The following is a 19022-nucleotide window of genomic DNA, read 5'->3' on the forward strand; positions in this document are numbered from 1 at the left end:
GTGAACAAGGCCGAGCGCGGAGTTAGGGGATGACGGGACCGGATCTGTCACCGGGGCCCGGGGCCTCGGCCGCGAGGCCGCGGCCGGCGAGCCACGCGGCGAGCGCCGCGTTGACCGCCTCCGGCGCCTCCTGCTGCACCCAGTGCGACACGCCGGGCAGGCGCCGCAGGGTGAAGTCGCTGACATAGGCGGCGTAGCCCTCCGTCAGGGCGAGGTCGAGGGCGACGTCGTCCTCGCCCCACACCATCAGGACCGGCACCGCGATGCGCGGGCTCCGGTCCGGCTCGCCGAACCCGCGCAGATTGGCCCGGTAATAGTCGATCATCGCCGTCATCGCGCCGGGCCGCAGCGCGTTGGCGCGGTAGCGTTCGAGGATGCCCGGCGGGAAGGTGCGCGCGTCGTTGGCCGTGCGGGTGAAGGCGCTGGCCAGGATGCCGGCGCGGTTCCGGGTGAGGAGCCATTCGGGCAGGCCGGGAATCTGGAAGAACGCCACGTACCAGGAGCGGGCGCGCTGGCGCCAGGAGCTCCGCAGCACCCGCCGGTAGACCTCCGGATGCGGCACGTTCATCACCACGAGGCCGTCGAGAGGAAGGCGCCGGCCGATCGCGAAGCTCCAGGCGACGAGCGCGCCCCAATCGTGCCCGACGAGGAGGCGGCGGCGCGCGCCGAGCGCGTCGAACAGGGCGGCCGCATCCTCGACGAGGTTCCCGATGCGGTAGGCGTCGCGGCGCGCCGGGCGGCTGCTCTCGCCGTAACCGCGCATGTCGGGCGCCACCGCGTGCCAGCCGAGATTCGCGAGACGGGGCAGCTGATGGCGCCAGGAGATCCGGCTCTCCGGGAATCCGTGCAGGCAGAGCGCGACGTCCGGCCCGGTTCCGGCCTCGTCCAGGGCGAAGCGGAGGCCGTTCGCCTCGATCGTTCGGGTGGTGATCCGGCTCATGCGGCTTCCGCTTCGGCCGGCCCGAAGCGGGCCGGTTCGGCGACAACGCCGGGTGCGGCCGGGGGGTCCGCCCGCGCGGTTATCGCGCTTCGATTGCAGCGTTTTCGTCGGTGCACGGAACGGTTTCAGATCCTTCCTCGTTGCGGGCCCGAGCCGGGGCCGGTTGGGTCCCGCCGACGGAAACGGGACAGGGACACACGCCATGAACAAGCTCGTTCGGAGCACGATGACGGCCGCCCTCTTGGTGGCAGGTGCCGCGACGGCCTTCGCGCAGCAGGGCGCGGGTGGAGGCGGCGCGGGCGGCGCCGGAGGCGGGGCCGGCGGGGCCGGAATGGGAGCGGGCGGCGGCGCGGGAGCGGGCGGCGGCGCGGGAGCCGGGGGTGGCGGCATGCGCGGCGGCGAGGGTGGCGGCGCCGGCACGCGCGGCGGCGCGGAGGGTGCGGGCGGCGCCGAGCGCGCGCCGGGCGGGGCGGGGCAGGGCGGCGCGGCCCGCGAGCCCGGACAGGCCGGCCAGCGCGGCGGCCGCGAGGAGGGCGGCGCGGCCCAGCGCGCCCCCGAGACCGGCGGGCGCGCGGGCGAACGGGGCGGCGCCGAGCGCGGCGACCGCAACGAGCGCGGAGGCGCAGAGCGGGGGGGCGCGGAGCGGGGAGGCGCAGAGCGCGGCGCGCGCGGTGACCGCAACGAGCGCGGAGGCGCAGAGCGCGGCGAGCGCGGCGGCGCGGGCCATGTCGAGGCGCGGGGCGCCGCCAACCGCCTGGACACGCGCCAGCGCACCGAGTTCCGGCAGTCGATCACCCGGGTCGGCGTCTCGCCGGTGCGCAACGTGAACTTCCGGCTCAGCGTCGGCACGGCGATCCCGCGCTCGGTGACCCTGCACGCGCTGCCGCCGGCGATCCTCACCCTGGTGCCGGCCTATCGCGGCCTGCAGTTCATCCTGGTCGAGGACGACATCGTCATCATCGATCCGGACACCTACGAGATCGTGGACGTGATCCCGGCCTGAAGCCGGGCAAGCCCTCTGCTGAGGGGAGGGGAGGGGCGGTGCCGCGCGGCGCCGCCCCTCTCGCCTTCAACGCCCGCCCTCGAGCAGGCGCGAGACCACGCGGGCGGTGTAGTCCACCATCGGCACGATGCGGGCATAGTTGAGCCGCGTCGGCCCGATCACCCCGACGACGCCGACGATCTGCTGCGAGCCGTCCCGGAACGGCGCGGCGATCATCGATGAGCCCGAGAGCGAGAACAGCTTGTTCTCCGAGCCGATGAAGATGCGGACCCCCTCGCCGCCCTCGGCGCGGGCGAGGAGCTCGATCACGTCCTTCTGGGTCTCGAGATCGTTGAAGAGCAGGCGGATGCGCTCGAGATCGTCGACGGCCCGCAGGTCGTCGAGGAGGTTCGCCTGCCCCCGCACGATGAGCTGGCGCGCATCCGAGGGACCGACCGTGGTGGCGAGCCCCGCATCGACGAGGCGCTCCGTGATCGCGTCGAGCTCGCGCTTCATCGCCTGCCGGTTGGCCTCGATCTCGGCGCGCAGGGTCCCGAGGGTGCGGCCCTGCTGGAGACGGGCATTGAGGTAGTTCGAGGCTTCCTGCAGGGCGCTCGCGGGCAGGCCCGGCGGCAGGTCGAGCAGGCGGTTCTCCACCGAGCCGTCGTCCGAGACGAGGACCACGAGGGCGCGGCTCACGTCGAGGCGCACGAACTCGATGTGCTTGAGCTGCACGTTCGTCTTGGTGGTGACGACGACGCCCGCGCCCCGCGAGATGCCGGACAGGAGCGTGGAGGCTTCGGCGAGCGCGGAGTCGAAGGTGTGGCGGGAGGCGGCGGCGCGCATCTGCGCCTCGATGCGCTCCTGCTCCTCGCGGCCGACATCGCCGAGCTCGAGCATCGCGTCCACGAAGAAGCGCAGGCCCTGCTCGGTGGGCAGACGCCCGGCCGAGGTGTGCGGCGCGTAGATCAGGCCGGAATGCTCGAGATCCGCCATCACGTTGCGGATCGAGGCCGGCGAGAGCGTCATCGGCAGGATGCGCGCGAGGTTGCGCGAACCGACGGGCTCGCCGGTCGAGAGATAGCTCTCGACGATCTGTCGGAAGATCTCGCGGGCGCGGTCGTTGAGGGCGGCGAGCGCCTGGAACTGATGCGGGGCGGAGAGGGTACGGGGCGGTTCTGTCACGGTCACTGATCCTGGGCGCCGATTGTGTCCCCCTCGCGGGTTCGGATCAATCGGCTCGTGGCGCGCGGCGGCGCCTCTCCCGTCCGGGACGCTCCGGGCGCCGACGGGAGCGGCGGGGTGCGTCGCATCGAAGCCCGGTCGTGGCGCGGGTTGCCGCCCCCGCACCATCGGCCTAAGAGCCGGGCCCTGGCATCCGACAGGGAGAGTGGCGATGCGGCCCTCGAAGCGCGCACCGGACGAGTTGCGCAAGGTCACGCTCGAGCGCGCGGTGGCGCGCTACGCCGAGGGCTCCTGCCTCGTCACGTTCGGCGAGACCAAGGTCCTGTGCACGGCCTCACTCGAAGAGAGGGGCCCGCCGTGGCTGCGCGGCTCCGGCAAGGGTTGGGTCACGGCCGAATATTCCATGCTGCCCCGCGCCACGCACGAGCGCACCCGGCGCGAGGTCAATTCCGGCAAGCCCTCGGGCCGCACCCAGGAGATCCAGCGCCTGATCGGCCGCTCGCTCCGCGCCGTCACCAACCTGCCGGCCATCGGCGAGCGCCAGATCACGGTCGATTGCGACGTGCTGCAGGCCGATGGCGGCACCCGCACGGCCGCGATCACGGGCGCCTGGGTGGCGCTGCACGATTGCTTCGCGTGGATGCGCGCCCGCTCGATCATCTCGGTCGATCCCCTGCGCGAGCACGTCGCCGCGATCTCCTGCGGCATCTACAAGGGCAGCCCCGTGCTCGACCTCGACTACGCCGAGGATTCGGCGGCCGAGACCGACGCCAACTTCGTGATCACGGGCTCGGGCGGGCTCGTCGAGGTGCAGGGCACCGCCGAGGGCGTCCCGTTCACGGAGGCCGAGCTCCTCGAGCTGCTGCGCCTCGCCAAGGGCGGCGTCGAGCAGCTCGTGGCCCTGCAGAAGCAGGTGATCGCGTGAGCCACCGCATCCTGACCGGGCGGGTCGTCATCGCGACCCACAATGCCGGCAAGCTCGCGGAGATGCGCGAGCTCCTCGCCCCCTTCGGCGTCGAGGCCGTCTCGGCCAGCGAGCTCGGGCTGCCCGAGCCCGAGGAGACCGGCACGATGTTCTCGGAGAACGCGGCCATCAAGGCGCTCGCGGCCGCCAGGGCCTCGGGCCTGCCCGCCTTCGCGGACGATTCCGGCATCTGCGTCGATGCGCTGGACGGTGCGCCGGGACTGTTCTCCGCCCGCTGGGCGGGCGCGGCGAAGGATTTCTCCGCCGCCATGGCGCGGGTCGCGGCCGAGCTCGACCGCCGGGGCGCGACGGACCGGCGAGCCCACTTCGTCTCGGCCCTGGTGCTCGCCTGGCCGGACGGACACACCGAGCTGTTCGAGGGCCGCGTCTTCGGCGACCTCGTCGAGCCGCGCGGGACCGCCGGGTTCGGCTACGATCCGATGTTCCGCCCCGACGGGTTCGAGCGGACCTTCGGGGAGATCTCGTCGGAGGAGAAGCACGGCGTCGACTGGCGGAGCGGCAACGCGCTCTCGCACCGGGCGCGGGCCTTCGTGAGGCTCGCCGGGGCCTGCCTGCGGCGGCCGTGAGGGGGCGTGGCTTGCACGGTCACATCGCGAGAGCAAGAACAGGCTTCTGAAACACGACGCGTTTCCCCTCCCCCTCGCGGGGAGGGGTCAGGGGTGGGGCGGTGCTGAAGCCACCGCTGAGGTCTTTCCGGCACCACCCCCACCTGCAACGCCTCCCCACCCGGACCGGGCCTGCCCGATCCGGGCCGGCAAGGGCAGATCCCGGAAAGGCCCGAGATCTGCGGGGGAGGAGCGTTGCGGCGCGCGAGCGCGCAGACCAACACAGCGGAGATCGCCCCCGGCGGCATCATGGTTCCTGAGCACCCGACCCGCGACGTCGGCTTCGGCGTCTACCTGCACTGGCCGTTCTGCGCCTCGAAATGCCCGTACTGCGACTTCAACAGCCACGTGCGCCGCGCGCCCGTCGACGAGGCGCGCTACCTCAGCGCCTTCCGGACGGAGATCGCGCACGCCGCGGCCCGCACCAGGGGGCGGCGCGTGTCGAGCGTGTTCCTCGGCGGCGGAACGCCCTCGCTGATGCAGCCCGCGACCGTGGCGGGCCTCCTGGAGGCGATCGAGGCGGCCTGGGGCACGACGTTGGACGTCGAGATCACGCTCGAGGCGAATCCGACGAGCGTCGAGGCGGGCCGGTTCCGCGGCTACCGGGCGGCCGGCGTCAACCGCGTCTCGCTCGGCGTGCAGGCGCTCGACGACGCCTCGCTGAAGGGCCTCGGCCGCCTGCACAGCGCCGCGGAGGCGTTCGCCGCCCTGCGCACCGCCGCCGCCCATTTCGAGCGCACCTCCTTCGACCTCATCTACGCGCGGCCCGGCCAGAGCCCGGCCGCGTGGCGGGCAGAGCTCGGCGAGGCCATCGCCCGCGCGGCCGAGCACCTCTCGCTCTACCAGCTCACCATCGAGCCCGGCACGCCCTTCCACGGACTCGCGGCGGCGGGCAGGCTCGTGCCGCCCGACGAGGACACCGCGCGCGCCCTCTACGACGTCACGCAGGAGGTCTGCTCGGGCGCCGGGCTGCCGGCCTACGAGATCTCGAACCATGCCCGGCCCGGCGCGCAGTCGCGTCACAACCTGCTCTACTGGCGCTACGGCGAGTACGCGGGCATCGGCCCCGGCGCGCACGGGCGGCTCGTGACGGAGACGGGCCGGCTCGGCACCGTCACCGAGCGGTCGCCGGAGGCGTGGCTGGCTCTGGTCGAGGCCCGGGGGCACGGCATCGTCGAGACCGAGGATCTCTCGGCGCAGGACCAGGGCGACGAGTTCCTGGTGATGGGCCTGCGGCTCAGCGAGGGCATCGATCCGGCCCGCTACGCGGCGCTGAGCGGGCGGCCGCTCGATCCGGAGCGGATCGCGATGCTCGCCGGAGACGGGCTCATCGCGCGGCTACCGGACGGCCGCATCGCCGCCACGGCGCGGGGTGCGCCGGTGCTGAACGCGCTCGTGGCGGAGCTGTCGGCCTGATCGGGTCCCCGCCTGCAAGCTCCCGGCTTCGCGTTTCCCGGCTTCACATGCCCGATTTGGCGAGCATGCGGGGGGCGGGGCTCACCGGGATCGTCGCGTTGTTGCGGATCTCGTAGACGGCGAGCGATCGGTCGCTCGTGCCCTCGGGCCGGAAGCGGAAGGTGCCGTCGATCCCCGAGAAGCCCGACGGGTTGGTGAGCGTCGCCTCCGCGAAGCGCTGCGTGCCGTATTGCCGGCTGAGCGCGGCGGTGAGCGAGACGGCGTCGTAGGCCAGCGAGGCGACCCGCGGCGGGCTCGTGCCGTAGCGGGCCTGGTAGCGCCCGGCGAAATTGCCGAAGCCCGCCGTGTCGGGCGCGGCGAACCAGCCACCCTGAAGCGCCGGCAGGGCGAAGACGCGGGGCTCGTTCCAGACCGCGGTGCCGATCGGCCGCACCCGCGCCGGCGAGAAGCCGGATCTCGTCAGCGCCGCCCCGACCAGCGCGAGCCCGTCCGGGGTCTCGGGCAGGAACAGCGCGTCGGCCTGCGCCTGCGGGCCGGTGATCACGCCCGAGAGCCGCTGGATCGCGGGTCCCGGCGCCCCCGGCGCGTAGCGCTCGAGCCCGGCGACCCGCGCGCCCTTGCGGGCCACCGCCTCGCGGAACTGGGCCTCGACGGCGTTGCCGTAGGTGTTCTCGGGGATCAGCGCCGCGAAGGAGCGCCGCCCGCTCGCCACCGCCTCGTCGACGATGCGGTCGACCTCGGCCTGGGGCAGGAAGCTGAGGAGATAGACGCCGCGCCCGGCGACGTTGGCGTCGGTCGAGAAGGCGATGACGGGCTTGCCGGCGTTGCGGGCCGGCAGCGAGGCGGCCTGGACATTGGCGGCGAAGAGCGGGCCGAGCACGATCTCGGCCCCCTCGCCGAGCGCGGCCTGCGCGGCGTCGCGGGCCCCGTCCGGCGTGCCGCGGTCGTCCCTCACGAGGATCTGCAGGTCCGGCTGCTGGAACTCCGACATGGCAAGCTCGGCCGCGTTGCGCATGGCGGCGCCGAGCGCCGCGCCCTGGCCGGTGAGAGGCACGACGAGCGCGACCTTGACCGTGCCGGTGCCGATTCGGGCGCCGCCGGCGCCGGGCTCCGCCGCGGGCCCGAGATCGGCCTGCGGCACGGGCTCGGAGCGGGTCGAGCGGGGACCGTCGGGGCCGCCGATGCAGGCGCCGAGCCCGCCCGCCATCAGCACGGCCAGGCCGAATCCTGCAACGCGGGCGTGCAACGAGCGTGTCCGCGCCATCCCCGGTCTCCTTCTTGGCTCCCCGGCCCAGGGATAAAGGGTGAGCCCGAAAAGTAAACGCACGGAAACCGGGCGCGCGGGACGCCCGGGAAATTCCGCGGGGCCCCGCCGCGTGGCAATGTCGCCCGCGATGACGCAGCGAATCGACAGACCCGCCAAAGCCCCTCCGCCCAGGCGCCGGCCGGAGCCCTCCGGGGCGCGGCCGGCCTCGACCTTCACGGCCTTCGGGCTGGCCGCCGAGGCCGAGCCGCTGACGCCCGGCCTGCACGTGGTCGCGACGCCGATCGGCAACCTGCGCGACGTGTCCTTCCGGGCGCTCGCGACGCTCGCGGCCGCCGACGCGGTGCTGGCCGAGGATACCCGCGTCACCCGCACGCTTCTCGCGCATTACGGGATCACGACGCCGCTCGTGGCCTATCACGAGCACTCGAACGCCGCCGTGCGGGAGCGGATGGTGACCCGCATGCGGGGCGGCGAGGCGCTCGCGCTCGTGTCGGATGCGGGCACGCCGCTCGTGTCGGATCCCGGATTCAAGCTCGTCCAGGCGGCGATCGAGGCGGGCATCGCGGTAACGCCGATCCCCGGCCCCTCCGCGGTGATGACCGCGATCGTGGCGGCGGGGCTGCCCACCGACCGCTTCTACTTCGAGGGCTTCCTGCCGCAGAAGGGCGGGGCCCGCCGCAACCGCCTCGCGGCGCTCGGCGCCGTGCCGGGCACGCTGGTGCTGTTCGAATCGCCCCACCGCCTGCCCGAGATGCTGGCCGATTCCGCCGCCATGCTGGGAGCGGGCCGCCCCGCCGCCGTCGCCCGGGAACTCACCAAGCTCTACGAGACCATCCGGCGAGGCACCCTCGGCTCGCTTGCCGAGACCTTCGCCGAGGAGGGGGCGCCGAAGGGCGAGGTCGTGGTGGTCATCGGCGCCAACCCGGAGGCGCCGGCCCCGGAGGGCGCCGACGCCGCCCTCGACGCGGCGATCGAGGCGGCGCTCGCGCGGCACTCCATCAAGGATGCAGCGAGCCTCGTGGCCGACGAGACCGGCCAGCCCCGTCGCGCCGTCTATGCCCGCGCCCTCGCGCTCGCCCGGCGCGACGATGCGCAGGGGTAGGCCCGACGGCGCCGGGGCGCGGCGGGCCGCCTACCGGCGCGGGCGCCGGGGCGAGTGGCTGGCGCTGGCCGCGCTGATGCTGAAGGGCTACCGGCCGCTGGCGCTGCGCTTCGCCGCCGCGGGCGGCGAGATCGACCTGATCGTGCGCCGCGGCGCGACCGTCGCCTTCGTGGAGGTGAAGGCACGCCCGACGCTCGCCGAGGCGCGGGATGCGATCGGCGCGATCAAGCGCCGCCGATTCTCGCGCGCCGCGAGGGCGTGGCTCGGACGGCATCCCGATCTCGCCGGGCTGACGCTGCGGGCGGACGCGGTGTTCCTCGCGGGCCGCGCCTGGCCCGTGCACGTGGCCGACGCCTTTCCGATCGAGGAGCGTTGAGAGTCAGGCCCGGGCGGCGGCGATCGCGGCGATCAGAGTGCGCTTGAGGTCGGCCTGGCTGAACGGCTTCTGCACCACCGGGCGATCGCGGAACGGCTCGCGGATGCCGGCGCCGCCGTAGCCCGTCGAGAAGACGAGCGGGAGCTCGCGCCTGGCGATGGCCTCGGCCACCGGGTAGATCGGCTCGCCCGCGACGTTCACGTCGAGGATCGCGACCTCGAAGGTCTCGCCCTCGGCCATCTCCAGGGCGGTCGACAGGCGCGCGGCGGGCCCGACGACCGTGCAGCCGAAGTCGAGCAGCATGTCCTCGAGCAGCATCGAGATCGCGGCCTCGTCCTCGACCACGAGAACCCGAGCCCCGTTCAGCAGGTCGTCGTTCGTGTCCGCACTCACGCCGGATGGTCTTCCCTTGGATCCGTTCCGTGCCGGAACGCTGCCGTTGAAGAATCGGTCTTGTTGAGGAACGCGTCGCCCAACGGGCACGCGGTCCCGGCGGCGCATCGGGGCACCGCCACGGCACAGCCTCTCGGCCACCCCGGGACAATGCGAGCCGTCGCCCGTAAACCGAAGCGTGTCAAGCGCTCCCGCGCCGGCGGACCCACAGCGACGCGCCTCAATGTTACGGTCCGATACATTTTCCTCGCCCGGTGCGACCTGCTTGCACCGCTCCACCGCAACGCAACCGGAAATTGCCGTTCCTCCGCCCTCGGGCGGAGCCCGTGCGGGGAGCCCCGGCGACGCATTCAGGCTCCGCTGAGCGCGTCCGCCTGCGCCTCCGTCACAAGGGTCATGGTGGTGCGGAAGAGCGGTCCGCGCTCGTGCTCGCGCACGTTGGCGACGAAGGTCTGCGGCTTGCCGTCGGGCAGCGTCGCGAGCGCCACGTCGTGCAGGATGCCCGTGACGGCGCTGCGCGCCGCGTCGTCGTTGTCGAGGACGAGCCCTTCGACGTCCCGCGACGGATTTCCGCAGATCAGCAGGTCGAAGAAGTAGCGCGGCATCGACCGAAGCTTGACGGCATGGCCGGCCCCCGCATTCACCCAGGTTAAGCCGTCCTGCAGATACGCGCCCGCTTCAGCGCCGGCAGATCACTCCGCCTTGAACTCGACCTTCGCGCCGCGCACCACGTGCAGCGCGAGGTCGCGGGCATCCCAGTTGGTGAGACGGATGCAACCGTGCGACTCGGTCTTGCCGACCTTCTCGGGCTCCGGCGTGCCGTGAATGCCGTAGGAGGGGATCGACAGGTCGATCCAGACCAGGCCAACCGGGTTGTTCGGGCCGGGCTTGATCGAGAACTTGGACTTCGCCTTGACGCCCGCGAACCGGTATTTCGGGTCGTAGGTATAGGACGGCTCGAAGGCGATGCCCTTCACCTTGGCCTCGCCGTCCGGCGCCGGCTTCTCCTCGCTGCCGATCGAGGCCGGGTAATAGGCCAGCAGCTTGCCGGCCTTGTCGAAGGCCCGCACGTCGCGGCTCGTCTTGTCGACGGTGATGCGGGCGACCTTCGGACTCCGGGGCAGATCCTTCGCCTTGCCCCGCTCCAGGGGCGGCACGGCCGCGACCGTGATGACGGTGCCGGCCTTGTCGAGGGGCTTGCCGGGATTGAGGGCGCTCAGGAGATCGCGGCTCATGTGGAAGCGCTCGGCCAGCATCTCGCGCGGGTTGGTGTAGCCCATCGCCTCGAGATCGGCCTGATCCTCCATCTTGGCCGGGATCTTCTCGACGAAGGGCCCTTTCACGTCGTCCTCGCTGATCGTGTAGGCGGTCGCGACGGGCTCGCCGCTCGTCGCCTGCAGCTTGTCGAACAGGTCGGGCGTCAGGCTCTTGGCCGCGGGCAGGCCCTGCGCCGCCGCGAAGGCCGCGAGCGCGCCCTGCAGGTTGTCGCCGTCGCGCCCGTCTATGGCGCCGGGCGAGAAGCGGGCGCGGTCGAGCAGGACCTGGACCTTGACGGTGAGCGCGTCCGGCTTGTCGTCGTCGCGCTTGCGGGCGCGGCCCTTGTCGCCACCTTTGTCGCCGCCCTTGTCGAGGGTGGCGGCGTTGACCGCCTCCAGCGTCAGCTCGTCCGTCCCCGCGACCTTGCCCGCATCCTTGCCCTTGGCCTTCTCGGCGGCTCCGGCCGTCGAGGCGCAGGCGAGCGCCAGACCCGCGAGACCCAACACCCACCCGTGACGCAGCATGACCGGCCGAACGCTCCGGGAGCGGAAGCGCTCCGGGCCATTAAGCGTTCGGCCCGTCGGAGCGTTCCGGCAAATTCCGCGGCCCTACTGGCACAGGCGGTGCCCGCCGTTGCGCTCGCGCTGATCGAGGTGGAGATGGTTGGCATGGGCCGCGTCCGAGCCCGGCCCGAGCACGGTGCGGAAGAAGCCGCAGGCCTTGGCGCGCACCCCTGCCACGAATCGCGCTTCCGGCGTCCCGTCGGGCAGGGGGCCGACGGCGATCGGCGCACGCTCGGCGAAGGCGAAGCTCATCACGTCGACGCCGTTCGCGAAGGCATGCTCGCTCAGCTTCGCGTCGGGATCGTGGTTCTGGCCGCGGCACTCGTAGGAGGTGGCGATGGCGAGCGCCTTGAGGGGCTGCCCGAGATCGCGCTCGGCTGCAACCTGCACCTCGGTCGCCCAGCGCGCCAGCGCCTCGGCCGCGCCGCAGACGAGCGTGGCCGATTGCGGCAGCGCGACCCCGTCGAGAGCGGTCACCCTGAGCGGCCTCGCCGCCCCGCACTGGCCGTTCTCGATCGCGGGCAGCGGCTCGAAGGTGGCGCCGAGGCGGGTCAGCCGACGCCGGCAGGCGCTGTCGTCGGCCGCCGCGACCTTGAGGGCGAGCGCCGCCTCGCCGGAGAGTTCCGGCGGCCGCGCGGGCGGCAGGGGCGGGGGCTGCGGCATCTCGGGCGCCCGGTCGGCGGCAGCGCCCGGGGGCCTCGCGGGCTCGGGCTGCGGGGTTCTGAGCTCCGCGGGCCGCTCGGGCGGGAGCGGCCTGTCGGGTGCAGGGCCCGGCGCGGGCGCCTTCAGGTCGTCTGGCCGCTCCGGCGGCCGGGGCGGGGGCACCGGCACGGTGGGCGTCGGCTCGGCGGTCACCGCATGCAGGCCGGCCAGGCCGGCCGAGGCGATCAGAATCGTTCCGGCCGCGAGGCGCAGCGCGGCTGTCGACAGGAAAACCCGGCCCGCGCGCATCCCACCTCCCTCGACCCGGGCGGCACGCCCGTCGCGGCGCCCCCGGGGCCCCGCGCACGATCGAGGCGATCGGCCGGACCGGCAAGGGCGCCGATGCAACGCCCACGAGCAAACTGCCGGCATCTGCCCGCCGAGCGCGGAGCTTGTCCCGGCGCTTTGCGTCCGCACAGGCGCGTCCCTATCTTGGCGCCTGCCTTCACCTATCTTGGCGGCATTCCCGACCGCGCGCAGGACTTCGAGGATTGGCGAGGATCTCCATGACCGCAGGACACGCCGCAGCCGCGACACCGAACCTCGATCCCGCCAACCCGTTCTCGGAAGCGGATTGGGGTACGCCGCATGGCCTGCCGCCCTTCGAGCGCATCCGTCCCGATCATTACCTGCCGGCCTTCGAGGCGGCGCTCGCGGCGCACGAGGCCGAGATCGCGGCGATCGCCGGAGCGACGAGGCCGCCGACCTTCGCCGGCACGCTCGGCGCGCTCGAGAGGGCGGGCCTCGCCCTCGATCGCGTCGCCTCGGTCTTCTACAATCTCACGGGGAGCCATACGAACCCCGAACTTCAGGCCGTCGAGCGCACCATCGCGCCGCGTCTCGCGCGCCACGGCAGCGCGATCTACCTCAACCCGGCATTGTGGGCGCGCATCTCGGCAATCGACCCGGACGCGGAGGCCCTGAGCGAGGAGGAGCGCCGCGTCCTCGACCGCTACCGGACTCGCTTCCGCCGCGCCGGAGCGGATCTCGGCGAGGCTGCCAAGGCGCGCATGGCCGAGATCGCCGCGCGTCTCGCGGAACTCGGCACCCGCTTCAGCCAGAACCTGCTCGCCGACGAGAGCGGCTTCGCCCTGCCGCTGGCGGGCGAGGCGGATCTCGCGGGCCTTCCGCCCTTCCTCCGGGCGGCGGCGGCCAGCGCCGCGCGGGAGCGGGGAAGCGAGCACGAACACGTCATCACCCTGTCGCGCTCCCTGATCGAGCCCTTCCTCGTCTTCTCCACCCGCCGCGACCTGCGCGAGCGCGCCTATGCGGCCTGGATCCGCCGCGGCGAGATGGGCGGCGAGACCGACAACCGGGCGATCATCGCCGAGATCGTCTCGCTGCGCGCCGAGCGGGCGCGGCTCCTCGGCTTCGACAGCTTCGCGCATTTCAAGCTCGCCGACACGATGGCGGGCTCGCCCGACGCCGCGATGGACCTGCTGCGCAATGTCTGGACCCCGGCCCACCACCGGGCGGCGGCCGAGCGCGATCGCCTTCAGGCCATCGTTCAGGCCGAGGGCGGCAACTTCGCCCTGCAGGCGCATGACTGGCGCCACTATGCCGAGAAGTTGCGCCGCGCCGAGCACGCGCTCGACGAGAGCGAGATCAAGGCCTACCTGCCTCTCGAAGGCATGATCGCGGCGGCCTTCGACACCGCGAGCCGGCTGTTCGGGCTCCGCTTCGAGGAACTCGGCGACGTGCCGCGCTACCATCCCGACGTCCGGGCCTGGCGCGTCAGCAACCAGGACGGCTCCGAGGTGGGCCTGTTCCTCGGCGACTACTTCGCCAGGCCCTCGAAGCGCAGCGGCGCCTGGATGAGCGCCTTCCGCTCGCAGGAGCGCCTGAACGGCGACATCAAGCCGGTCATCGTCAACGTGATGAACTTCGCCCGCGCACCGGACGGCGAGGCGACCCTCCTGTCGTTCGACGATGCCCGCACCCTGTTCCACGAGTTCGGACATGCCCTGCACGGGCTCCTCTCCGAGGTGACCTACCCGCTGCTCTCCGGCACGGCCGTGTCGGGCGACTTCGTGGAGCTGCCCTCGCAGCTCTACGAGCACTGGCTGGAGCAGCCGGAGGTGCTGCGCGCCCATGCCCGGCACCACCGGACCGGCGAGCCGATGCCCGAGGCCCTGCTCGAGCGGCTGCTCGCGGCGCGCACGTTCAATCAGGGGTTCTCCACGGTGGAGTACGCGGCCTCGGCCATCGTCGACATGACGCTGCACCTCTCCGCCGCGGGCGAGGACGGGCTCGACGTGCCGGCCTTCGAGGCGGAGGCGCTGCGGCGCATCGCCATGCCGGCCGAGATCAGCATGCGGCACCGCTCGCCCCATTTCGCGCACATCTTCGCGGGCGACGGCTACGCGGCGGGCTACTACAGCTATCTCTGGTCGGAAGTGCTCGACGCCGACGCCTTTGACGCCTTCCGGGAGGCGGGCGACATCTTCGACCCGCAGACCGCCGCGCGCCTGCGCCGCTACGTCTACGGCGCCGGCAATCTGCGCGACGCGAGCGAGGCCTATACCGGCTTCCGGGGACGCCTGCCGAGCATCGACCCGCTCCTGCGCAAGCGGGGCCTCGCAGCCTGACGGATCGCAACCTCCGGTCGCGGTAACGTTTCGGTAAACAAACGTCCTTAACCCATGCTTTCGGGGATCCCGCGACAGCATCGGTCAGGACGACAGCCATGACGCAGACAGCCACCGAGGCGGGCGCCGGCACCAAGGCGCCCGAGGCCAAAGCTCCCTCGCCCGAGGCCCTGCTGAAGGCCGCCGTCAGCGGCGCCCGCGAGCCCGAGAAGGCGGCGGCCGCGCCCGCGTCCGGCTCCGGCGCGACGAAACGGTTTTCCGTCGCACTCGACGCGCGGCTGCTGGGCTTCGGCGGCGCGGCGCTCGGCCTCGGCCTCATCCTCGGCGGCGGCGCCACCGCGCTGATCGGGCCGCGAGGCGACCGGAGCGCGTCGGCCTTTGCCGAGGTCAATGCCGGGCTCGAAGCCAATCGCGTCGAGTCCGCGCGTCTCAACACCGAGATCGAGCGGCTCGGGCGCACGCTCGCCGGCCTGCGCGAGGCGAGCGAAGGGCGCCGCAACGACGCCAAGGCGAGCAGCAGCGGCGTGACCGAGCGGCTGGGCAAGCTGGAGCAGGCGCTCGCGGGCAAGATCGCGAGCCTCGGCGAGCGCTTCGACCAGGCCGAGCGCGAGCAGAGCCAGCGCATCGCGGCCCTGGCGACGCAGGTCGAGAAGCGGGCCGCCGCGCCCGTTCCGGCGCCGCAGCCCGTCGCCGCGGCCGCGCCGCCGTCCGCGGCGCCGGCCCCGAAGGCCGAGCCCGCCAAGCCCGAGCCCGCACAGACCGGCAGCATCGCCGAGGCGAAGCCGAAGCCGTCCGTCGTCGAGAACTGGGCCCTGCGCGACGTCTACGACGGCACGGCCATGCTGGAGGATCGCCGCCGCAGGCTCGTCGAGGTCGGGCCGGGCGACACGGTGCCGGGCGTCGGACGCGTCGAGGCCGTGGAGCGCCGCGGGCGCCAATGGGTCGTCGTCACGCGCCAGGGCGTCATCACCCCGCAGGCTTGGTAAATCCCGCTCGACACGAGCGCGGCGCCGTCCTCAGGTCGTGGGCACCGGCGTCGAGGCGAGCTCGTCGGCCCGCACGGGAAAGCGCGGCTCGATCGTCATCGCGTCGATCATGGATGCCGCGCGCATCGCCCGCCGCCGCCCGTTGACGCGGGCGCGGACGCGCTCGGCGCGGGTCGGATGAAGGATCGCCGCGAGCAGGACCTGCCCCTCGAATTCACTATCCAGGTTCTTGGCGTCGAACACGGGCATCGGCGGCCTCGCACCTGCGGTGGCGAGAGAGGGAGGGGCGGCCGGGCAAGCTCGGCCGTACGGGGATAACGGGGACAACCTGAACAAGTTCCGAAAGTCGTCATCCATTCATCAATAATCAATGATTGCATTGGCGGTAGCCGGCCGCAGTGCGATACCGCACGCCCATGCTTCTGAACGGGTTTCGTCCGCTTCCGGCCTCGCCGCGAGAAGTGTTCGCGCGCAGACAATGCTCCGGATGATTCTGACGGCGCGACCGGGCGCCCTCAGCCGCCGGCGCGGCGGAAGACGTTGGCCGGGTAGCCCCGCACGCCGGCCTCGACCGCGAAGACGTGGCCGGCCATCGGATCGAGCGTCGGGTCGCGCCCGCGCCGGCAGGTGGTGATGTACAGGGTGGCGAGGTCCGCTCCCCCGAAGGCGCATTTCGTCACGAGCGCGGTCGGCACCGGCAGGATGCGCTCGACCCGGCCGTCCGGCGCGAAGCGGGTGATGCGGGATCCCGCATAGTGGCAGATCCAGAGATGTCCCTCGGCATCGAGGGTCAGCCCGTCGGGCTTCCCCCAGCCCGGCTCGAAGGTGATCAGCGGTCGGGGCTCGCCGACCCGGGTCCCGTCGAGGTCGTGCACGCGCACCACGTTGTCGGCGGTGTCGATCGTGTAGACGCTGGCGCCGTCCGGGCTCACCACCGGTCCGTTCGTGACCGCGGCGCGGCCGCCGAAATCCGTCACGGTCTCGCCGTCCCAGCGATGGAAGCCGCCCGTCGGCCGCTGCTCGGAATCGTCCATGCTGCTGAACCACAGCGCCCCGTCCGGGCCGACATGGCCGCTGTTGAGACGGTTGTTCGGGGGATGCGGCTCCGGTCGCGCCAGCGCCTCGCGGGCGCCGGTGCCGAGATCGAGGCGGGCCACGCCCGACTTGAATCCGGCGAGCACGATGTCGGGCTCGGGCGTCAGCAGGGCGAAGCTGATCTTCTCGTCGACGGGAAGGCGGCGCGTCTCGTCCGTCGCGGGCCGGTGGCGCCAGACGGACGGGTTCTCGATGTCGACCCAGACGAGCGTGCCGGAGCGCGCATCCCACAGGATCTCCTCGCCGAGTTCGCAGCCGGAGGCGACGACGACGCGGGGCGTGTAGGGATGGACGGGAGGCGACATGCGGCGGGACTCTCCGGGGCGTGGGACGGGCGCTCTGCCTCAACGCCCGACCGCGGCCGTTCGTCCCCGGGCGCCGGGGCAGCGCGCTGCCGTCAGCGCGTGTCCTCGCGCAGAAGCTCGGTGTTCACCGCGAAGGCCGCCATCGCACCCTCGGCGGCGGCCACCACCGCAAATTGCACGCGCCGCGAGGCGTCGCCCGCTACGAACAGGCCCGGCACGTTGGTCCGCTCGTAGTCGCGCGTCGGCACCGTCCCCTTGCCGGTGAGCTCGCAGCCGAGGTCGCGGATCAGGTCGGAGGGCAGGCACTCGGCCGGCATCAGGAAGACGGCGCGGCAGGGCAGGGTGCTGCCGTCCCGCAGGACGAGCCGGCTCGGGCACGCCTCGTCGCCCTCGAGGCGCAGCAGCGGCGTCTCGACGATCCGGATGCAGTGGCGGCCGAGGCGCTCGCGGTCGTCGTCGGTGAGATCCGTCGGCTGGCCGTCCGTGCAGAGGGTGACGTCGCGGCTCCAGACCGTCAGCTCGAGCGCGAGCCCCTTGGCGCCCGGCCCGTGCGCGTAGGCGACGAGCGGCGCGTCGCGGCTCTCGAACCCGTCGCAGTACGGGCAGGAATGGACGCCGGTGCCCCAGTAGCGGTCGAAGCCCTCCACCTCCGGCAGGTTCTGGTGAAGGCCGGTGGCGAGGATCAGCCGGCGCGCGCGCTCGCTGCGACCGTCGCTGAACCGCACCTCGAAGGCGCCGTCGAGGCGCCGCGCGCCCACGGCCTCGGCCGCGCGCCGCTCGACCGTCTCGTAGCGCTCGAGATCCGCGTGGCCCCGCGCCCTCAGCTCGAAAGGCGGCGTGCCGTCGCGCGTGAAGACTCCCCAGGTCCGCGGCGTGCAGGCGTTGCGGGGCTCGCCCTTGTCGCACAGGAGGACGCTGCGGCGGCAGCGGCCGAGGATCAGGGCCGCGTTGAGGCCCGCCGGGCCGCCGCCCACGATGATGACGTCGCGCATGGCCCCCACCTCCCGCCTGGACAAGTCCAGGAGGCAAGCGCCGGGCCGCCCGAACGTTTCCGTTCATCCATGAAAAAGGGCGCCCGCGGCGCCCTCTCAACGTCCGGGGCGGCGGATCAGGCCGCCGCGGTCTTCACCGGAATGCCCTTCTCGGACAGGAACTGCTGCAGCTCGCCCGACTGGAACATCTCGCGGGTGATGTCGCAGCCTCCCACGAACTCGCCCTTCACGTAGATCTGAGGGATGGTCGGCCAGTTCGAAAAGGCCTTGATGCCCTCGCGCACCGCCATGTCGTCGAGGACGTTCACGCCCTTGAACGGCACGCCGAGGTAATTGAGGATCTGGACCACCTGGCCCGAGAAGCCGCACATCGGGAATTGCGGCGTGCCCTTCATGAACACGACCACGTCCTGCGACTTGATCTCGTTCTCGATGGTGGCGTTGACGTCGGTCATAGGGTCTTCCTTGCTGTAGGTACCTGATCTAGTGACGGTCGCCGGGCATTTCCATCGCGGAGGCGAGGCGTTCGAGGGCGCGGTCCATGTCGAAACCCCGCGACACCAGCTCATCGGACGTGAACGGCATCGCGGCTGGCAGGCCGTCGACCAACCGGTCGCCGAACAGCCGCAGTTGAGCGTCGGCGCTCGTCTTGGCCGAGATCCAGAGATCCTCCCAGTCGATCCGCTGCCGCATCGCCGGCCGGTCGTTGCGACGCGCCGTCGTCTGATAGGTCAAGCCCCCGACGCGCCAGGAGCTCGCGGGCTGTGCGACCGACGCTGACAAGTACTTCAGGGCATGGATGAGAACGAGCGAGAGAGCGCTCTCGACGCCCTGGATCTGTGAGCGCCCCGAGGTCTCGATCTCCTCGATCACGTTTTCCCAATCGAGGGCGTTCGTGAGTCCGGGACGCGTGGCGAGCTCGCGCAGGGCCGCAGCCTGCTCCTCGGCCCAGCTCACGATGTCGTCGTCGTAGAGGCTCGGTTGATCCATCGAGGCGTCGGCCCTCGGTCTTGGCCCTCAGTCTTGGCCCGGCAGGCTTGCCTAATCCTGCGGGACGCCCGTCGTGAGCGCAAGGGCGTGGAGCACGCCCCCCATCCGCCCCTGGAGCGCGCCGTAGACCATCTGGTGCTGGGCGACCCGGGTCTTGCCCTTGAAGGCCGCCGAGATCACGGTGGCGGCGTAGTGGTCGCCGTCGCCCGCGAGGTCCTTGATCTCGACCTGCGCGTCGGGCAGCGCCTCGCGGATCATCGCCTCGATCTCGCGCGCATCCATCGGCATCGTCT

General features: G+C 72.6%; 21 protein-coding genes. 8 read left to right on the plus strand and 13 right to left on the minus strand.

Features of this window, described 5'->3' with window-relative positions; genetic code table 11:
• Window positions 1-22: 22 nt before the first annotated feature.
• The gene (locus WDW90_RS00640) at window positions 23-940 is read right to left on the minus strand and encodes an alpha/beta fold hydrolase (protein WP_336485315.1); all 918 of its coding nucleotides are present in this window, start codon (window positions 938-940) and stop codon (window positions 23-25) included.
• Window positions 941-1142: 202 nt separating this feature from the next.
• On the opposite strand from WDW90_RS00640, the gene WDW90_RS00645 reads away from it, so the two are divergent.
• Window positions 1143-1943, plus strand: coding sequence for a DUF1236 domain-containing protein (locus tag WDW90_RS00645; protein ID WP_336485316.1), 801 nt, complete (start codon window positions 1143-1145; stop codon window positions 1941-1943).
• 66 nt (window positions 1944-2009) lie between these two features.
• On the opposite strand, the gene hrcA is transcribed toward WDW90_RS00645, so the two are convergent.
• Window positions 2010-3107: a heat-inducible transcriptional repressor HrcA gene (gene hrcA / locus WDW90_RS00650; RefSeq protein ID WP_336485317.1), complete on the minus strand. Its 1098-nt coding sequence runs from the start codon at window positions 3105-3107 to the stop codon at window positions 2010-2012.
• Between the two features lie 211 nt (window positions 3108-3318).
• Here hrcA and rph point away from each other — a divergent pair, with 211 nt between their 5' ends.
• From rph to hemW, 3 genes are all read left to right on the plus strand, one after another.
• Window positions 3319-4032 (plus strand): ribonuclease PH, encoded by a 714-nt coding sequence (gene rph / locus WDW90_RS00655; RefSeq protein WP_336485318.1) that lies wholly within the window; start codon window positions 3319-3321, stop codon window positions 4030-4032.
• Window positions 4029-4658, plus strand: coding sequence for an RdgB/HAM1 family non-canonical purine NTP pyrophosphatase (gene rdgB / locus WDW90_RS00660; RefSeq protein WP_336485319.1), 630 nt, complete (start codon window positions 4029-4031; stop codon window positions 4656-4658). The genes rph and rdgB overlap by 4 nt, the downstream gene beginning before the upstream one ends.
• A gap of 288 nt (window positions 4659-4946) precedes the next feature.
• The gene (hemW, locus tag WDW90_RS00665) at window positions 4947-6113 is read left to right on the plus strand and encodes a radical SAM family heme chaperone HemW (RefSeq protein WP_336485498.1); all 1167 of its coding nucleotides are present in this window, start codon (window positions 4947-4949) and stop codon (window positions 6111-6113) included.
• A gap of 43 nt (window positions 6114-6156) precedes the next feature.
• Here hemW and WDW90_RS00670 read toward each other — a convergent pair whose 3' ends face one another.
• Window positions 6157-7377 carry a penicillin-binding protein activator gene (locus WDW90_RS00670; RefSeq protein ID WP_336485320.1) on the minus strand — a complete coding sequence of 407 codons (1221 nt, stop codon included), beginning with the start codon at window positions 7375-7377 and terminating at the stop codon, window positions 6157-6159.
• Window positions 7378-7507: 130 nt separating this feature from the next.
• Here WDW90_RS00670 and rsmI point away from each other — a divergent pair, with 130 nt between their 5' ends.
• Window positions 7508-8482 carry a 16S rRNA (cytidine(1402)-2'-O)-methyltransferase gene (rsmI, locus tag WDW90_RS00675; protein WP_336485321.1) on the plus strand — a complete coding sequence of 325 codons (975 nt, stop codon included), beginning with the start codon at window positions 7508-7510 and terminating at the stop codon, window positions 8480-8482.
• Complete coding sequence (locus WDW90_RS00680) at window positions 8469-8858, plus strand: YraN family protein (RefSeq protein WP_336485322.1); 390 nt, start codon at window positions 8469-8471, stop codon at window positions 8856-8858. The genes rsmI and WDW90_RS00680 overlap by 14 nt, the downstream gene beginning before the upstream one ends.
• A 3-nt stretch (window positions 8859-8861) precedes the next feature.
• On the opposite strand, the gene WDW90_RS00685 is transcribed toward WDW90_RS00680, so the two are convergent.
• The 4 genes from WDW90_RS00685 to WDW90_RS00700 all read right to left on the minus strand — a co-directional run bounded on the left by WDW90_RS00685 (window position 8862) and on the right by WDW90_RS00700 (window position 12022).
• A complete protein-coding gene (locus tag WDW90_RS00685) occupies window positions 8862-9251 on the minus strand; it encodes a response regulator (protein ID WP_336485323.1) in 390 nt (129 codons plus the stop codon).
• 350 nt (window positions 9252-9601) lie between these two features.
• Window positions 9602-9856, minus strand: a complete 255-nt coding sequence (locus WDW90_RS00690; protein ID WP_336485324.1) for a DUF6894 family protein — start codon at window positions 9854-9856, stop codon at window positions 9602-9604.
• Between the two features lie 87 nt (window positions 9857-9943).
• Window positions 9944-11032, minus strand: coding sequence for a L,D-transpeptidase (locus tag WDW90_RS00695; protein ID WP_336485325.1), 1089 nt, complete (start codon window positions 11030-11032; stop codon window positions 9944-9946).
• Between the two features lie 84 nt (window positions 11033-11116).
• Window positions 11117-12022, minus strand: coding sequence for an extensin family protein (locus tag WDW90_RS00700; protein ID WP_336485326.1), 906 nt, complete (start codon window positions 12020-12022; stop codon window positions 11117-11119).
• A gap of 257 nt (window positions 12023-12279) precedes the next feature.
• Here WDW90_RS00700 and WDW90_RS00705 point away from each other — a divergent pair, with 257 nt between their 5' ends.
• Together WDW90_RS00705 and WDW90_RS00710 are read left to right on the plus strand one after the other, a co-directional pair.
• Window positions 12280-14361 (plus strand): M3 family metallopeptidase, encoded by a 2082-nt coding sequence (locus WDW90_RS00705; RefSeq protein ID WP_336485327.1) that lies wholly within the window; start codon window positions 12280-12282, stop codon window positions 14359-14361.
• A gap of 98 nt (window positions 14362-14459) precedes the next feature.
• Complete coding sequence (locus WDW90_RS00710; RefSeq protein WP_336485328.1) at window positions 14460-15347, plus strand: hypothetical protein; 888 nt, start codon at window positions 14460-14462, stop codon at window positions 15345-15347.
• Window positions 15348-15377: 30 nt separating this feature from the next.
• Here the strand turns inward: WDW90_RS00710 and WDW90_RS00715 are convergent, their stop codons facing one another.
• The 6 genes from WDW90_RS00715 to WDW90_RS00740 all read right to left on the minus strand — a co-directional run bounded on the left by WDW90_RS00715 (window position 15378) and on the right by WDW90_RS00740 (window position 19017).
• Window positions 15378-15596 (minus strand): hypothetical protein, encoded by a 219-nt coding sequence (locus WDW90_RS00715; protein ID WP_336485329.1) that lies wholly within the window; start codon window positions 15594-15596, stop codon window positions 15378-15380.
• 266 nt (window positions 15597-15862) lie between these two features.
• On the minus strand, window positions 15863-16747 hold the full coding sequence (locus WDW90_RS00720) for an SMP-30/gluconolactonase/LRE family protein (protein ID WP_336485330.1): 885 nt from the start codon (window positions 16745-16747) through the stop codon (window positions 15863-15865).
• 92 nt (window positions 16748-16839) lie between these two features.
• The gene (locus WDW90_RS00725) at window positions 16840-17739 is read right to left on the minus strand and encodes an NAD(P)/FAD-dependent oxidoreductase (RefSeq protein WP_336485331.1); all 900 of its coding nucleotides are present in this window, start codon (window positions 17737-17739) and stop codon (window positions 16840-16842) included.
• Window positions 17740-17855: 116 nt separating this feature from the next.
• Window positions 17856-18194 (minus strand): Grx4 family monothiol glutaredoxin, encoded by a 339-nt coding sequence (gene grxD, locus WDW90_RS00730; protein ID WP_336485332.1) that lies wholly within the window; start codon window positions 18192-18194, stop codon window positions 17856-17858.
• 28 nt (window positions 18195-18222) lie between these two features.
• Window positions 18223-18729, minus strand: a complete 507-nt coding sequence (locus WDW90_RS00735) for a DUF29 domain-containing protein (protein ID WP_336485333.1) — start codon at window positions 18727-18729, stop codon at window positions 18223-18225.
• A gap of 51 nt (window positions 18730-18780) precedes the next feature.
• The gene (locus WDW90_RS00740; protein ID WP_336485334.1) at window positions 18781-19017 is read right to left on the minus strand and encodes a BolA family protein; all 237 of its coding nucleotides are present in this window, start codon (window positions 19015-19017) and stop codon (window positions 18781-18783) included.
• Window positions 19018-19022: the final 5 nt, after the last annotated feature.

The sequence above is a fragment of the Methylobacterium nigriterrae genome, from assembly GCF_037106235.1.
Lineage (GTDB): Bacteria > Pseudomonadota > Alphaproteobacteria > Rhizobiales > Beijerinckiaceae > Methylobacterium > Methylobacterium nigriterrae.

What these genes read in the sequence shown, in the direction of transcription:
- WDW90_RS00640 (WP_336485315.1), bottom strand. Translation starts at nt 940, where the DNA reads ATGAGCCGGATCACCACCCGAACGATCGAGGCGAACGGCCTCCGCTTC.
- WDW90_RS00645 (WP_336485316.1), top strand. Translation starts at nt 1,143, where the DNA reads ATGAACAAGCTCGTTCGGAGCACGATGACGGCCGCCCTCTTGGTGGCA.
- rph (WP_336485318.1), top strand. Translation starts at nt 3,319, where the DNA reads ATGCGGCCCTCGAAGCGCGCACCGGACGAGTTGCGCAAGGTCACGCTC.
- hemW (WP_336485498.1), top strand. Translation starts at nt 4,947, where the DNA reads ATGGTTCCTGAGCACCCGACCCGCGACGTCGGCTTCGGCGTCTACCTG.
- WDW90_RS00670 (WP_336485320.1), bottom strand. Translation starts at nt 7,377, where the DNA reads ATGGCGCGGACACGCTCGTTGCACGCCCGCGTTGCAGGATTCGGCCTG.
- rsmI (WP_336485321.1), top strand. Translation starts at nt 7,508, where the DNA reads ATGACGCAGCGAATCGACAGACCCGCCAAAGCCCCTCCGCCCAGGCGC.
- WDW90_RS00680 (WP_336485322.1), top strand. Translation starts at nt 8,469, where the DNA reads ATGCGCAGGGGTAGGCCCGACGGCGCCGGGGCGCGGCGGGCCGCCTAC.
- WDW90_RS00690 (WP_336485324.1), bottom strand. Translation starts at nt 9,856, where the DNA reads ATGCCGCGCTACTTCTTCGACCTGCTGATCTGCGGAAATCCGTCGCGG.
- WDW90_RS00695 (WP_336485325.1), bottom strand. Translation starts at nt 11,032, where the DNA reads ATGCTGCGTCACGGGTGGGTGTTGGGTCTCGCGGGTCTGGCGCTCGCC.
- WDW90_RS00700 (WP_336485326.1), bottom strand. Translation starts at nt 12,022, where the DNA reads ATGCGCGCGGGCCGGGTTTTCCTGTCGACAGCCGCGCTGCGCCTCGCG.
- WDW90_RS00705 (WP_336485327.1), top strand. Translation starts at nt 12,280, where the DNA reads ATGACCGCAGGACACGCCGCAGCCGCGACACCGAACCTCGATCCCGCC.
- WDW90_RS00710 (WP_336485328.1), top strand. Translation starts at nt 14,460, where the DNA reads ATGACGCAGACAGCCACCGAGGCGGGCGCCGGCACCAAGGCGCCCGAG.
- WDW90_RS00715 (WP_336485329.1), bottom strand. Translation starts at nt 15,596, where the DNA reads ATGCCCGTGTTCGACGCCAAGAACCTGGATAGTGAATTCGAGGGGCAG.
- WDW90_RS00720 (WP_336485330.1), bottom strand. Translation starts at nt 16,747, where the DNA reads ATGTCGCCTCCCGTCCATCCCTACACGCCCCGCGTCGTCGTCGCCTCC.
- WDW90_RS00725 (WP_336485331.1), bottom strand. Translation starts at nt 17,739, where the DNA reads ATGCGCGACGTCATCATCGTGGGCGGCGGCCCGGCGGGCCTCAACGCG.
- grxD (WP_336485332.1), bottom strand. Translation starts at nt 18,194, where the DNA reads ATGACCGACGTCAACGCCACCATCGAGAACGAGATCAAGTCGCAGGAC.
- WDW90_RS00735 (WP_336485333.1), bottom strand. Translation starts at nt 18,729, where the DNA reads ATGGATCAACCGAGCCTCTACGACGACGACATCGTGAGCTGGGCCGAG.
- WDW90_RS00740 (WP_336485334.1), bottom strand. Translation starts at nt 19,017, where the DNA reads ATGCCGATGGATGCGCGCGAGATCGAGGCGATGATCCGCGAGGCGCTG.